We start from the raw sequence: 14,904 nt of genomic DNA, 5'->3' as shown, positions 1-14,904 counted from the left end.
CCACACCGCACTCAAAACAAGCGGCAAAAAGCCGCACATGAGGAGACACGCATGACCAGCCCCACCACGACCATCGACATCGGCAAGGTGCTCGACGATGGTCCCTTCACTCGCTTTCAGAAACTCATCGTGCTGCTGACGGCACTGGCGGTCATCTTCGATGGCTGCGATACCCAACTGATCGGCTTTGCCATGCCCATCCTTATCAAGGAATGGGGACTTACCCGCGCCGCCTTTGCCCCGGTCGTAGCAGCCGGTCTGGTCGGCATGGCCATTGGCGCCGCCACGGCAGGACTGATGGCGGACCGATTCGGGCGTCGCCGGGCAGTCATCGTCAGTGTCGTGGTGTTTTCTGTCGCCACGGCCGCAATCAGTATGGCACCGGACACCACGACTATCATGCTGCTGCGCTTCATCGCGGGCCTAGGCATAGGCGGCGCAGTGCCAACTGCATCGACCCTCACGGCGGAGTTTTCTCCAGCACGTTTCCGCACCCTGGCCATCACCATCACTATCCTCTGCATCCCCTTGGGCGGGATGGTGGCTGGCTTGCTGGCAAGTTTCGTGTTGCCGATGTTTGGATGGCGTGCACTGTTCCTGGTCGGAGGCGTGCTACCGATGGGGCTGGTCGTGGTGATGATTATGGCCTTGCCGGAGTCGCCGCGCTTCCTGTCGCGACGTCCCGCGCGCTGGCCCGAACTGAAAGTCCTGCTGGCGCGCATGTCCCGTCCGCTCTCTGCAGAGGCTGGTGATGTCCAGTTCGTCGACCGTCGCGAACAGAATGCGGAACAGCACGCGGGATTCTCGGCCTTATTCAAAGGTGACCTTGCACTCGATACCATTGCGATCTGGTTCGCCTTCTTTATGTGCCTGCTGTCGGTATACACCGCATTCAGTTGGCTGCCGACGATGCTGAGTAGCGAAGGCTTTTCGATCACCAGCGCCGGTTTCGGATTGACGCTGTACAACATGGGAGGGGCGCTGGGTGCGCTGCTCTGTGCCCTGATGATCACCCGCTTCGGATCACGTGTGCCGTTGCTGCTCTGCTGCCTGGGTGCGACGCTGAGTGTATTGTTGCTGACAAGGCTAGACCTGAGCAGCAACGTCGCCGCGACCATGAGTGGTCTGTTCGCACACGGTATGTTCGTCAACGCCGTGCAGGTGACCATGGTTGCCTTGTGTGCCCATGTATACCCAACCAGCGTGCGTGCCACAGGCACTGCCTCGGCATTTTCATTCGGCCGCCTGGGCTCCATTTTGAGCGCGTTCGCCGGCGCATCAGTGATCACCAGCGGTGGCGCGTTTTCCTACCTGGTGTTGCTGGCTGGCGCGATGACGTTGGTGTTGTTGGCGCTGGCGGTTGTGCGACGACATATACCCGCAATCACTGGCTGAAAAGTTCAGGCGATGCACTAAGTGCGCGACTACTCGACGGTGGACAGTGGCGGTTATCGTGCTCCAATAGTGGAAAGACCACCGTGCTGGTGGTCTTTCCATGGGAGCTGATCCGCCTTTGACTACGCTATCAGCCCACTATCAGGGTGCTCGGCGGATGTTAGGGCTCAGCCGACTTTATTGTGAGAATAGGGCGATAATTTTCATTCCACTGTTGATGATGAACAATAAAGTTTGTAATTATTGGAGGTTGAAAAGCCTGGCTGGAGCTGACTCCGAGTATTAGAAAAAATGGTTCAAAGTCTGTAGATTGCAGTTGCGAGTTGCTTGGGTTCTATTCACGATGTCTATACCGATATCGTATTGCACGAATTTTCTTGCCCGCTTATGTTAGACATCCTCGTGGCACCGATGTGCAATGCAGAGTGGGTTGAAGAATCTAATGATTTTGAGCGTGGGCGATGCAGACTCTGAATATTCTGTCGACTAACTCTAGCGTTGGCTAGAAAAATGGCCGCTCATCGCATAAAGAACTCACTTATTCGGTGGCTCCAAAATTTGGCTCAGGTCACCGGTACAGTCCTTAGATGCAGATCCATTTGGTTATATGGAATGGATATGTTTTCTGCCTGCAATGCAGCAAGGGCACGCGCAAGAAGATCGCCACGCACATCGGCCCATGTCGTGATGTCATTGGTCCAAGCACGTATGACAAAATTGAGCGCACTGTCTCCATAGCCCGTCATCAAAACTGCAGGAGCCGGATCCGTGGCCACGCCGGGGGTGTCACTGGCCGCGGTAGTGAGTATGGAAAGTACTTGAGCCGGGTCGGAGCCGTAAGCAACGCCAACAATGATTTCAAAGCGGCGACTTCGATCAAACATGGTCCAGTTGGTCAGGTTGCCGCTGAGTAGTAGACCGTTAGGCACCACGACATCTGCCCCATCAAAGGTACGAATTGTCGTCGAGCGCAGACCGATCTCGCGCACGGAACCAGATGCGCCAGCTACATCGACAATGTCGCCGGGTTGAATCGGACGCTCTACCATCAGCACCAAGCCGGAGACAAAATTATTGACCACATTCTGCAATCCGAAACCGATGCCGACACCTAAAGCACCAAACAACAGCGCTAACTGGCCAACCTTAAAGCCCGCTGCGGATAGTGCCACCAGAATTCCTAGAATCAGAACGGCGTAATAGCTTAACGACGCAATGCTATTGCCAACCCCACGTGGCAATTTGGCCGACCCCGGCAATTCATCACGCAAAAGGCGCCGCACCGCACGCGCAGCCCAGAATGCCAACCAGCTTGAGAAAAGAAATACCAGTACATCGCCGAGGTGAATCGAAACTTCGCCCACCTCTATTCCGAATCCCAATATTTTGCTCCCCGCATCATGCAAAGGCCGGAAAATACGGAACCGATCTATGCTGTATAGCAGCCAGCCAATTACGGCGGACAAAATCAGAAGACGTGTAAATGCTGCCTGCAAGATGGTGCCATGGCGCTGCATCCCTCCCCTGTTGGCAAACTCCGGCTGATTGATCAATGCACCAGCAATACCAAGGCAGGCCGTCACACCTGTGTATAACAGCAGCGCCATATAACCGCTGTCGATAACGCCGCTCGTCAGTGCCTCTGCCATGGAAACATTGCCGCTGACATTGCAAATTGCAGCGACAAACAGAATCAATACAACCAGCCATCCAAACGGGCGCACGGTGCTCTGCAGTTTTTTTTCTCTTGCGACTGACACCTTGGATATCGGATGACGCAGTATCCATAGCGACAAGCCAAGAGCGAACACATTCAGCACTAGCAAAAACAATCGATACCAATCCGCATCCGCGACAAATGCTATTCCCAGACGATCAATGCCATATAAGCCAATCGCTACATACGGAAGAATGCCAAGCGCACGTAATGTGCCTGCCGGCAGCAACCGCAATACCGGAATAAGCGCGATCATTAGCGCAAACTCCTGGGTGAGCAACGGTGCGTCAGACTCCAGCAGCAGTACCGACAGCATTGATAACAGCACCCACGTAGATATTGGTCGGCGTAATGCGCGTGCCACTCTGTCGGAATCAGTTGTTTTTGATTTGGCATTTCGGCTACGTAAAAACAACCAAACAATGAGCGGTAAAAGGACAATCTGTATCACCCGGAGCGCTTGCTGGTTACCTGTACCTGCGGCCTGATAATCAAGTGCGAACTGGCTTTCTATATCCAGACCTCGATCCATGGCATCGAATGCTGAGCTCGCTCCGCCAGACAGGCCCAGTCCCTTCCACAACGGTGGCGCATCCAGTTGCAGCAGACGGTGATCAATGTCATCGATGGCCGCCGCCACATCGTTGCGCCCGGCCTGTATACGGGCCTTGAGTTCGCCAGCGCGGCTTGTCAGCTCAAACTGGTGCGTTAGCGCTGTTCCAAGCGCAAGTTCTGATGTATCGATCTGCGCCAGGAGGGTGTCGACCCGATTCGACAGCGCTGGCGGCAATCCATTCAGGATGCCGGCGGCACGGTTCGCTGTCCAAGTTGCGCGGCGCTGGGCTAGCTGCAATGCGCTGTCGGCATAAGGCGTCAGCACGCGCCGCGCTTTCGATTCCCAGTTTTCTAGACGTCTAGCATCAAATTCCCAATGTCGGGAAAGGCTTTCCAGCCGCATGATCGGCAATCCGCGTAAAGAGGCTTTCGCTGCGGTACGCAATTTTGCATCGACAGGTTTCGCGATATCGTCTAGCGAGCGGCGAAGATCGTCGACCGGATCAGGTGCGGCCAGTAATCGGTTCGCCCAGTCCACACGCTGTTGATCTTCATCTGCGCGACCAAGAATGTCTTGGAATGCGATGGGGGTGACGGCCGTTGCTTGTGTAGAGATTGAGGATGCTACTGGTTTGTTCGTGGACTGAGCGGTTGCATTGACTACAGGTAGCGGCAGTGTCAGCAAGATAAGCAATCTAAAGCAGAGAAAAGCAATTGAGAGATGTGCATCTCGCATAGTCGTATCTGTCCGCTAGAACGTTTGATTAGTTGAGTTACGGTGCCATAACTTCAAATATAACAGTTAAGGAATAAGACCTCGCTTAATCCGACTCGAAATCTCTTACCTAAAGTTTGGGGTCATTACGAGTTCTTTCACCCTGGCAAGCTGCATCAGAACGCTCATATCAAGCTCTACAACCGGACCGTGCGTTACGACTGGCTGATGCCCCACCTGTTCGACAGCATTGATGAGGTCCCGGAACTTGCAACCGGCTGGGCCATAATCAAGAGCGCCAACATGGCCATCAGAGGCATCCCGCCAAAATCAGAAACTGGCCTTGGTCGCATGGTTTCTTCTCTCAGGCCGCTTCCGAAAATGGAGGATGACCGGGATTCCGATGATTTCTTCTAGAATGAATGATGCGGAGTTAGAATCGAACTACGATGCCTGATTGGAATGCATTTCCGCTGAAACGGGTATTTCCATCAACAGTGCCGGCAAGGGTGTGTAAATTGGCCACGCGGCCGAGCCGACTGATCAAATTCGTCAAAGCGCGCAGCCAGGATCAAATTCGCTATATTCTTTTCTGGGGGGAAGAGCTATGCAGCGCGATTCAAGTCAAGGAATGCCTCTTCACGTTATATCATCGCTGTCGCCTCATTTGCTGTCATTCTTTCAGGCGGTTTTCTCTCCTATTACGTTTTCGAAAAAAATAAGGAGGAGGCAACGTCACGCATTAATCATGATGTAAAACATCTTGCGGGAGATGTTCAACGCAATCTAGAAAGCATGTACGTTGTTGCGGAAAAGACGGTCGAGTCATTCTCAAGGAGTTCCATCGGAGAACGGACGACTCTTTCCGAGAGATTGGAAAGTATTGATGCACTTCGTCTTCTTGCCGATGTGAATCCGTTCTTAGACAGTATCTTTGTAGGGTACGAGAATGGCGACTACATGGTTTTTCGGCGAGTCGATGATTTTAATCGTGGAAAGATCCGTGCGACAAAAGATACAGCCTATGCAGTTCAGTCTATTGAGCGGGCCGATAGTGACAATCCCAAAAGGCAATTTCTATTTTTTGATAAAGAGCTCCGCTTAATTCAAGCTGTCAATCGCCCAGACTATAAATTTGATCCTCGTGAAAGAGCTTGGTATAAAGCTGCCAAGGAGCAGCCAGGCCTAGCAAAATTTGGCCCATTTGCCTCCTCGACCACTCAAGAGTGGGCAATTGCGTTCTCCAAAAGAAGTGTGAAAGGGAGAGCCGTCGTCGCCACGCTAATCACGTTTAGCTCTCTTTCCAATGTATTAAAAAACGCTCGACCCACCGATAGTTCCGAAATTGCCATTCTCAACCCCAGTGGGGCTCTATATGCCTATCACCGTTGGAATGACCTGGTAAGCGGTAACCTCTCTATCTCCAACGGCCTTCGCACTGCACATCTATCTGACCTTGACCCCACTATTTGGTCAAATTTGATTCGCACCCCGCCGTCGTCATCAAGCTACAGCCAACGATATGATGAAGACGATGCCAAGAGGCAATGGCTTGTTGCAACCATGCCCTTGCATCTGGAAGGAGGCGCACTAGCTTGGCTGGCGCTCCTCTCTCCCGCTGATGAATTATTGAAGCCGGCCATCAATTTAAGAACTAGCATATTGACCGTCTCACTTAGCTGCCTTGTTCTCGCAATCGTTCTTTCCTATTATCTCGCCAAACGTATCGCACGGCGGCTGGTAGCATTGACCGCACGAACTGAGGCGATACGTCGTTTCGAGTTTGCCGATACTCCGCCACCCCAATCTCCGGTACGGGAAATTCAGAGCCTGATCGAGACCATACAAACACTACAGAAAACACTTCAGAGTTTCCTGAGAATCAGCCAACGGCTGGGGAGTGAGCAAGATCTTCCAAAACTGTTGCTGGGAACGTTGGAAGAGACGACAAGAACGATGAACGCAGCTGGCGGCGCAGTATTCTTGGCTGCGGATAGCTGCAATGAATTGCAGATGAGTCTGCTCTATTCCGCCGAATCCGGCGCTATAGCTTGTCGGGAAAAATCTATTCCCCTCTCTGAAGTGATGTGTCTATTTTCTCAGTCCCGCAGTTCAGTGATCATCCGACTGAATGAAGATTACCGTTGGAATGGACTCGACCTCAATAAATTAAAAGTTGATCCGTTAGCAAAATGCGTGAGCATGGTTCTGTCGCCCTTGTTTAATCATGATGAGAAATTTGTTGGCCTGCATTTACTCGTCTTGGAAGGTGACGAGTCTCCTCATCCTGCTCGTATTGCATTCATTGAAGCTTTGTGCGGAACGGTGGCCATAGCTATAGATCACCATCGCCTGCTTGAAGGCCAGCGTGCGTTGGTCGATGGCATTATCAAGTTGATTGGCGAGGCGATTGACGCGAAAAATCCCCACACTAGCGGGCATTGCAAGCGAGTTCCAGCAATTACCAAGGCTCTCGCTGAGGCCGCAAATGATGAATCCGAAGGCCCGTTCAAGAACTACCACCTTACGGATCTTGAGCGAGAGCAAATTCATGTTGCTAGTTGGCTGCACGATTGCGGGAAAGTTACCACGCCGGAATATGTAATTGATAAATCAACCAAGCTACAGACTCTATACAACCGTATCCATGAAATAAGAATGCGGTTTGAAGTTCTCAAGCGTGATGCAGAGATACTATCCCTCCAGAAGCAGCTGGCAGGAGGTGACCCAGAGCTTCTGAAAAATGAGCTAAGTAGACAGTGCGTGGAGCTTGATCAGGAATTTGAATTTGTGGCGTCGTGCAATATGGGTGGGGAAGTAGTTCGCCCGGAGGACCTTGAGCGCTTGCGCAGCATCGCTCGCCGCACCTGGATCCGAACGATGGATGACTCTCTCGGTTTGTCGTGGGAAGAACGCGCAAGGAAAAAGAGCATATCTCCCGTGGCGGGGAGCAAAGAATACTTGTTGGACGATAAGCCAGAGCACTTGATAGAGCGCCATGCTGAATCCGTAGATCCGACGCTATATACGAACCTAGGTATCAAAATGCCTGCGCCTAAATACCGGCTTAATTTGGGCGAAATTTACAATCTGTCAATTGGCCGTGGAACACTAACGGCCGAGGAGCGATACTTGGTCAATGATCATATTGTGCAAACTATCATCATGCTTGACAGTCTGCCTTTGCCATCAAATCTAAAGCGCGTTCCTGAAATTGCCACGGGGCATCACGAGAAGATGGACGGTAGCGGTTATCCCAAAATGCTGAACAAAAATGAGTTAAGCATCGAGGCCCGAATGATGGCAATCGCGGATATTTTTGAAGCCCTGACAGCTGCAGATCGTCCGTATAAAACGGGGAAAAAATTATCAGAGACACTAACAATCATGAAAAAGATGGCAGATACCGGGCATATTGACCCGGATATATTCCAGTTGCTCTTACGTAGTGGCATATGTTTTAAGTACGCGCAGGAATTTATGCATCCGTCTCAACTCGATGTGGATCAAGGAGGCATCCAAGCGTTTATCCAACAGGAGGAGTTTGCCTGAGAAAGAGAGTATTCGCGTACGACGAACACGATCACTTGACTAGGGGGGGGGGCGGCACAAGATTCAGAAAGAATCCTACGCCAAGGTTTTGAACCGCTAATGGCGCCCGCAATATTGAGCTGTTACCAGAAATCGTAATGTTTCGAATTTTCGTCGTGCGTACATGCCGCAGCCAATTACTAAGGTTTTTTCGCGCTGCGTAATGGCCTTGAACTGACCCGTTTCCGGCCGACCAGCCTGGCGCCAGCCGAAACGAAGCGAACCAGAACGTCGCCCATAGTGAATGGTTCACTCGCTTACTAAGTCAAAGGTGATTTCGGTACTTAGTTTGTGCAGGTGACGGATCCGTTTTTTTTCACCAGTAGCCAGTCGAGGCCACCGGAATGGTGGCCTTTCCATTGGAGCTGACGCTTTTGCGATTGCGCTTTCAATACAGTAGCAAGGAGTCCGACAGACTTTAACGGGCTCGACAGACTTTCATCCGGAAATACAGACTTTATTCTTATTTATCAGGTCACCAACTCGTCTCCCGCTCCGCCGTCGACGAAATCTTGTGGATCGCCAGATCGGCGCCTTCGAATTCCTGTTCAGGATCAAGGCGGATGCCGACCGTCTTCTTCAGCAGGCCGTACACGATCCATCCGCCGACTGCCGCGATGGCGATGCCCATGACGCTGCCCAACAGTTGCGACATGAAGGACACGCCACCCCGTCCACCCAGCGCCTGCAAGCCGAAGATGCCAGCCGCCAGGCCGCCCCACAGGCCGCATAGGCCATGCAGGGGCCAGACACCCAGCACGTCGTCGATCTTCCATTTGTTCTGGGTGCGGGTGAACATCCACACGAAGATGGCGCCGGCCATGCCGCCGGTGACCAGCGCGCCCAGCGGGTGCATCAGGTCGGAGCCGGCACATACCGCCACCAGGCCGGCCAGCGGGCCGTTATAGGCGAAGCCGGGGTCGTTGCGGCCCATCAGCAGTGCGACCAGGGTGCCACCGGCCATGGCCATGAGGGAATTCATCGCGACCAGGCCGTTCATCTTGTCCAGGGTCTGCGCGCTCATCACGTTGAAGCCGAACCAGCCCACCGTCAGGATCCATGCGCCCAGTGCCAGGAAGGGGATGTTGGAGGGCGGATGGGCGGCGACCGCACCTTCCTTGCTGTAGCGGCCGCGGCGCGCACCCAGCAGCAGCACGGCGGGCAAGGCGATCCAGCCGCCGACGGCGTGGACCACGATGGAACCGGCGAAGTCGTGGAATTCGGCGCCGAAGGTGGCTGCCAGCCAGGCCTGTACGCCGAAGTGCTGGTTCCAGGCGATGCCCTCGAAGAACGGATAGACCAGGCCGACCAGTACGGCGGTGGCCAGCAGCTGCGGGTTGAATTTGGAGCGCTCGGCGATGCCACCCGAGATGATGGCCGGAATGGCGGCGGCGAAGGTCAGCAGGAAGAAGAACTTCACCAGTTCGAAGCCGCTGCGCTCGGCCAGGGTTTCGGCACCGGCGAAGAAGCTCACACCGTAGGCGACGTAGTAGCCGATGAAGAAGTAGACAATGGTCGAGACCGCGAAGTCGGCCAGGATCTTCACCAGGGCATTGACCTGGTTCTTCTTGCGCACCGTCCCCAGTTCCAGGAAGGCGAAGCCGGCATGCATGGCCAGGATCATGATCGCCCCCAGCAGGATGAAGAGGGCGTCTGCGCCGTTTTTGTGATCGTCCACCAGAAAATCTCCCAAAAATTGTGCAAGGAAAGAATCGAAAGCCCGGACTGATGCAATTTTCGTTCCATTTTGGTGATTATTTTGCAGTGGCTTGATTCAAAAGGACTTTTTAGGTGCGTCAGGTGCTTGTCAGCTTGTGATGCGCACGAAAACTGTGCGACCTGGGCAGGTGGCAAGGTGGGGTGGTTTGTTTTGGTGCGAGGGCAGGGCGGCTCGAATTTTTTTGAAAATCACGTCATTTAGCCGTTTTGGGGGATCCGGTCAGCATTGGTCATCGTGCTTTCATGGAACGGTCATACGCGATTGCTAAATTGCAACTCCCTTCTTTTTTCCTCACCCTCAGGAGTTGCCATGCCAGACCAGAATTCGCCAGCCGAACCCAGCCGTCGCCGCTTCCTGCGCGACAGCGCCGTCACTGCCGCCGCCGGCAGCGTGGCCGTGATCGCCAGCCCCGCCAGCCTGGCTGCCGCGCCGGCCATCGTCACCTCCGAACGTCTGCGCCCGCAATTCCCGGGCGGGATCATGAGCGGCGACGTCACCCGCGACAGTGCCATCGTCTGGGCACGCGCCGACCGCAATGCGCGCATGCTGGTGGAGTATTCCACCAGCGAGAACTTCGCCGATGCGGTGCGCATCGCCGGCCCCACCGCGCTGGCGCGGGACGACTACACCGCCCGCGTGGACCTGCGGGGTTTGCCGGCAGGGCAGCGGGTGTATTACCGCGTGCGGTTCCAGGACCTGGTGCATGAGTCGGTCCTGAGCGAGCCGCTCACCGGCAGCCTGATGGTGCCGGCTGCGGCGCGCGGGCAGGCACGCGACATCACCTTCGCCTTCTCGGGGGACGAAGCCGGCCAGGGCTGGGGCATCAATGAGCAATGGGGTGGCTACCGGGTGTACGAGAGCATGCGCCGCTTCCGTCCTGACTTCTTCATCCATTCGGGCGACCAGATCTATGCGGACGGTCCGATCCAGGCCGAGGTGAAGCTGGACGATGGCAGCCTGTGGCGCAACGTGGTGACTGAGGCCAAGTCCAAGGTGGCGCAGACGCTGGACGACTATCGCGGCAACTTCGCCTACAACATGCTGGATGCCAGCAAGCGCCGCTTCGCCGCCGAGGTGCCGTTCCTGGTGCAGTGGGATGACCACGAGGTGCGCAACAACTGGTATCCGGGCCAGGTGATCGGCGCCCAGGAAAAGCGCTACGACGAGCGCAACATCGATGTGCTGGCGGCCCGTGCGCGCCAGGCCATGTTCGAACACAATCCCTTCCGCATCGACCAGGCCGATCCTTTCCGCATCTATCGCGCCTTCAGTCACGGACCGCTGCTGGAGGTGTTCATGCTGGACGAGCGCAGCTATCGCGGTCGCAATTCACCCAATCGCCAGCGCGGCGGTCACGATGCCGAGTTTCTCGGGCCGGAGCAGATGCGCTGGATCAAGCAGGCGCTGCTGCGCTCACGCTCGACCTGGAAGCTGATCGCCAGCGACATGCCCTTGTCCATCGTGGTGCCGGACCTCAATGTCGATGTGCCACCCGGCACCTTCGAGGCCTGGGCCAATGCCGACAATGGCAAGCCGTCGGGGCGTGAGCTGGAAGTGGCGGAGCTGCTGCGCTTCATCAAGCAGCACGACATCAAGAACGTGGTGTGGGTGACGGCCGATGTGCACTATGCCTCGGCCACCCACTATGCGCCCGAACGCGCGCAGTTCACCGATTTCAAGCCTTTCTGGGAATTCGTCGGCGGTCCGATCAACGCCGGTACCTTTGGCCCGGGCGAGATCGATCGCACCTTTGGTCCGGATGTGCGTTTCGTGAGCATTCCGGCGGACATGAAGCAGAACCGCTCCCCGGCGGAGCTGCTGCAGTTCTTCGGTATCGGCAAGATCGATGCGAAATCGAAGATGCTCACCGTGACGCTGCACAATACCGACGGCAAGGAAATCTACAAGGTTGAACTGCCGCCCGAGGCCTGATGTTCAGTGCGTGATGCGGCCGTGAGCGGAAGGCCGGACCGGCTTCAGCCCGGTCCGGCCAGCTTGCGCGAGATGGTGGCGCAGGCTTGCAGCAGCGGCGCCACATAGGCCTGCTCTGGATCGGGTAGGCGCCGGAACAGCGGGATGCTCACGCTCACGCAGGCCACCGGCAAGCCGTCGGCGCCGACGATGGCGGCACCGTAGCAGAAGATCTGGGCTTCGTTCTCTTCGCGGTCTTCGGCATAGCCGCGGGCGCCGGTCTGTTCCAGGTCTTGGCGCAGAGCCGACAGATCGGTGTGGGTGTGCTCGGTGAAGGGCTCCATCTGCAGCGTGCGCATCAGGTTTTCGCGGCGCGATTCTTCCAGGCCGGCCAGATAGGCCTTGCCCACCGAACTCGAATAGAGCGTCACGCGGGTGCCGATGCGCGAGGCCATGCGCACGGCTTGCGGGCTTTCCAGTTTCTCGATGTAGACCATGCTGACGTCGCTGGGGACGGCCAGGTGGATGGTCTCGCGGGTGATGTCGCGCAACTGGCGCAGCGGTTCGATGGCAGTGGTGCGGATATCACTGCGGTCCCAGGCGCGGCTGGCCAGGTTGATCAGGCGCGGTCCCACCTCGAACTGTTTGCTGCGCGGGTTTTCCACCACCATGCCCTCGGCCATCAGGGCCGCCAGGATGCGATAGACGGTGGGGCGCGGATAGCCAGAGAGCGCCGCCAGCTGCGCGATGTTCAGGGGCGCGTCCTGGTCGGCGATCAATTGCAGCACGGCGACGAACTTGGAGAAGGCGGCGGTGCCGGCAATCTTGTTCGGGTCGTCGGGATGTTTGTCGTGGTCTGGCATGGGCGCAGGCTTAAGGAGACAGGAGCGGAATCGGGAGCGGGAGCGGGCAGATTATAGCGGAGCCTGGTAGTGCCCCAGCGCAAAAAAGCCCGCGCCGCCTGGAGCAGCGGACGCGGGAAAAGGCATGCATGGCATGGGGTGATCAGGCAATCAGATAGCCGCCGTCGACCGGGATGATGGTGCCGGTCATGAAAGAAGCGGCGGGTGAGCAGAGGAAGGCCACGACATTGCCGATGTCTTCCGGGCGTCCCCAGCGGTTCAAGGGAGTGCGCGCCAGGATCGGGCCGGCGCGGGTCGGGTCGTCCTGCAGGGCCTGGGTGAGCGGGGTGGCGATCCAGCCCGGTGCCACCGCATTGACGCGGATGCCGTCGGCCGCATACGCAATGGCCAGTGATTTGGTCAGCTGCGCTACGCCGCCCTTGCTGGCGCTATAGCCGGGGACCAGGCCGCCACCGAAGAAGCTGAGCATGGAGGCCGTGTTGACGATGCAACCGCCGGACTGTCGCAGCAATTCACGGGAAGCCGCGCACACGCGCATGGTGCCGGTGAGATTGACGGCGATCACCTGTTCGAAGACTTCCGTCTCCAGTTCCGCGCCGCGCTTGATGATGCCGGCGCAGTTGACCACGATGTCCAGTTGCTTGAGGCCGGCCAGGGCAGCGCGTACGCTTTCTTCGCTGGCTACATTCATTTCCACCAGGGTGATGTCGGTGCCGGCGAATTCCTCGTGGGCGAAGGGCGGCAGCCCGGCCGCGATGACGCGCGCGCCCAGCGCTGCCAGCTGGCGTGCGACGGCGCCGCCTATGCCCTGGGTACCGCCGGTGACGAGGGCGGTCTTGCCCTGCAGAAGATCGGGAATGAAGCTCATGGTTTTCCTTGTGAATAGCGAGGGTGGCAGGGGACTGGCTGGATGCCGCTACCCGCAGGCGGCGGCATCGGGTCAGGCGACTGCGTGCAGCGGGATCAGGCGTGCGATTCGATGGGCTTGTCGACCACGAACATGTACACCAGCGCCGCCGCAAAGGCCACCGCCGCGCTGATCAGCAGGGCGTTGACGAAGGAGTGGGTCTGGTCCACCACCACCCCGGTGATGACCGGCGCCAGCGAACCACCGAGGTAGCCGCCGAAGTTCTGCATGCTGCCCAGCGAAGCCACCAGACGGCGCGGGATGGCCACCGACACCAGTGCCCAGGCACCGCCCGAGGCCATGTTCACGAAAGCCATGGCCAGCGAGATGTAGACGATCGCCAGGGTGGTGCTGGGGGTGTAGGCGGCCGGGATGGTGAAGGCACCGGCGCCGATCAGACCGGCGCAGATCGGCCACTTGCGGCTGCGGATGGCGGGCATGCCGCGTTTCATCAGGCCATCGGCGATATAGCCGGAGGACAGCATGCCGAGGGTGCCGAAGATGTAGGGGATGACCACCACCCAGCCGGTACGTGCGATGGACAGGTGACGCTCATGCTCCAGATACGCCGGCAGCCAGGTCAGGTACAGCCAGACCATGTAGATCACGCCCATGAAGCCAAACAGCATGCCCCAGGTGGTGCGGTACTTGAAGAGGCTCTTCCACTCGTTCCAGGTCAGCTTGGCGTTGGCATTGGGGTCGGTGTCGTGGTCGTCAGCCAGGTAAAGCACCTCGGACGGGGTCAGCTCGACCTCGTTGCGATTGCGGTAGAACAGATACCAGCCCACCGATACCGCGATGCCCAGCACGCCCATGATGACGAACATCATGCGCCAGCCGAAGGACAGCATCAGGATGGTGAGGATGGGCGGTGCCAGGGCGGGGCCGATGGTGGAGGAGGCCACGAAGATGCCGGTCGGTCCACCGCGTTCGCGCATGGCGAACCACTCCGAGACCACCTTGGCCCCGGCCGGGAATTGCGGTGCCTCGCCCAGGCCCAGGAACACGCGGGCCACCAGGAATTGCTGCAGGGTGTTGACGAAGCCGCCGGCCAGTTGCGCCAGCGACCAGACGAACATGCCGGCGCCCAGCATCACGCGCGCGCCGAACTTGTCCAGCATGGCGCCGATGGGCAATTGAGAGAAGGCGTAGGCCAGCGAGAAGGCCGACAGCAGCAGGCCCATCTGCGAGGCGCTCAGGTTCAGTTCCTGGCTCACCGAATGATTGGCGATGGACAGGGTGCTGCGGTCAAGATAGTTGACGATGCCTGCCAGCATCAGGAAGGTCAGTGCGACGACCTGTATGCGTTTGAGCCGGGGGCTCTTTTCCTTTTGGACTTCCATGGGTTACGTCTCCAGAGTGAATGAGTTGATGCCATTGGCTTGCTTCCTGCCGGCGCCGTCTGCTGCGGCGCTCTGTGTCGGTGACATGGCGAAAGCGTCATGCGAGGACGCGGTCTTGAGGACGTTGTGGATGCCGTCCCTGCTACTGCTCCGGCACGGCCGGGGTGATGTCTGCATCGCCCCTGGC

Annotated in this window: 9 protein-coding genes; 4 read left to right on the top strand and 5 right to left on the bottom strand. The window is 57.2% G+C overall.

The genetic code is table 11. The features are described 5' to 3' along the window. Positions 1 to 51: 51 nt before the first annotated feature. Entirely contained in the window at positions 52 to 1,395 is a 1,344-nt protein-coding gene (locus ACEOAC_RS22260) for an MFS transporter (RefSeq protein ID WP_413443849.1), read from the top strand. Positions 1,396 to 1,958: 563 nt separating this feature from the next. On the opposite strand, the gene ACEOAC_RS22255 is transcribed toward ACEOAC_RS22260, so the two are convergent. After that, the gene (locus tag ACEOAC_RS22255; protein ID WP_413443848.1) at positions 1,959 to 4,352 is read right to left on the bottom strand and encodes a mechanosensitive ion channel family protein; all 2,394 of its coding nucleotides are present in this window, start codon (positions 4,350 to 4,352) and stop codon (positions 1,959 to 1,961) included. Positions 4,353 to 4,610: 258 nt separating this feature from the next. On the opposite strand from ACEOAC_RS22255, the gene ACEOAC_RS22250 reads away from it, so the two are divergent. Both ACEOAC_RS22250 and ACEOAC_RS22245 read left to right on the top strand, forming a co-directional pair. Continuing rightward, the gene (locus tag ACEOAC_RS22250; protein WP_413443847.1) at positions 4,611 to 4,799 is read left to right on the top strand and encodes a hypothetical protein; all 189 of its coding nucleotides are present in this window, start codon (positions 4,611 to 4,613) and stop codon (positions 4,797 to 4,799) included. A 378-nt stretch (positions 4,800 to 5,177) separates the two neighbouring features. Continuing rightward, complete coding sequence (locus ACEOAC_RS22245; protein ID WP_413443846.1) at positions 5,178 to 7,934, top strand: HD domain-containing phosphohydrolase; 2,757 nt, start codon at positions 5,178 to 5,180, stop codon at positions 7,932 to 7,934. Positions 7,935 to 8,448: 514 nt separating this feature from the next. Here the strand turns inward: ACEOAC_RS22245 and ACEOAC_RS22240 are convergent. After that, the gene (locus ACEOAC_RS22240) at positions 8,449 to 9,651 is read right to left on the bottom strand and encodes an ammonium transporter (RefSeq protein WP_413443845.1); all 1,203 of its coding nucleotides are present in this window, start codon (positions 9,649 to 9,651) and stop codon (positions 8,449 to 8,451) included. A 351-nt stretch (positions 9,652 to 10,002) separates the two neighbouring features. Between ACEOAC_RS22240 and ACEOAC_RS22235 the strand changes: the two genes are divergently transcribed. After that, complete coding sequence (locus ACEOAC_RS22235) at positions 10,003 to 11,625, top strand: alkaline phosphatase D family protein (RefSeq protein ID WP_413628585.1); 1,623 nt, start codon at positions 10,003 to 10,005, stop codon at positions 11,623 to 11,625. A gap of 44 nt (positions 11,626 to 11,669) precedes the next feature. Here ACEOAC_RS22235 and ACEOAC_RS22230 read toward each other — a convergent pair whose 3' ends face one another. The 3 genes from ACEOAC_RS22230 to ACEOAC_RS22220 all read right to left on the bottom strand — a co-directional run bounded on the left by ACEOAC_RS22230 (position 11,670) and on the right by ACEOAC_RS22220 (position 14,717). Further along, complete coding sequence (locus ACEOAC_RS22230) at positions 11,670 to 12,467, bottom strand: IclR family transcriptional regulator (RefSeq protein WP_413445639.1); 798 nt, start codon at positions 12,465 to 12,467, stop codon at positions 11,670 to 11,672. A gap of 142 nt (positions 12,468 to 12,609) precedes the next feature. Continuing rightward, on the bottom strand, positions 12,610 to 13,335 hold the full coding sequence (locus ACEOAC_RS22225) for an SDR family NAD(P)-dependent oxidoreductase (RefSeq protein ID WP_077237455.1): 726 nt from the start codon (positions 13,333 to 13,335) through the stop codon (positions 12,610 to 12,612). Positions 13,336 to 13,430: 95 nt separating this feature from the next. Further along, positions 13,431 to 14,717: an MFS transporter gene (locus ACEOAC_RS22220; RefSeq protein WP_006461824.1), complete on the bottom strand. Its 1,287-nt coding sequence runs from the start codon at positions 14,715 to 14,717 to the stop codon at positions 13,431 to 13,433. Between the last annotated feature and the right edge of the window lie 187 nt (positions 14,718 to 14,904).

The sequence above is a fragment of the Herbaspirillum frisingense genome, from assembly GCF_047325095.1.
In the GTDB taxonomy this organism is placed as follows: Bacteria; Pseudomonadota; Gammaproteobacteria; order Burkholderiales; family Burkholderiaceae_D; genus Herbaspirillum; species Herbaspirillum frisingense.
Note: the sequence above shows the minus strand (reverse complement) of the source record. Positions and strands in the feature narration are given on the sequence as shown.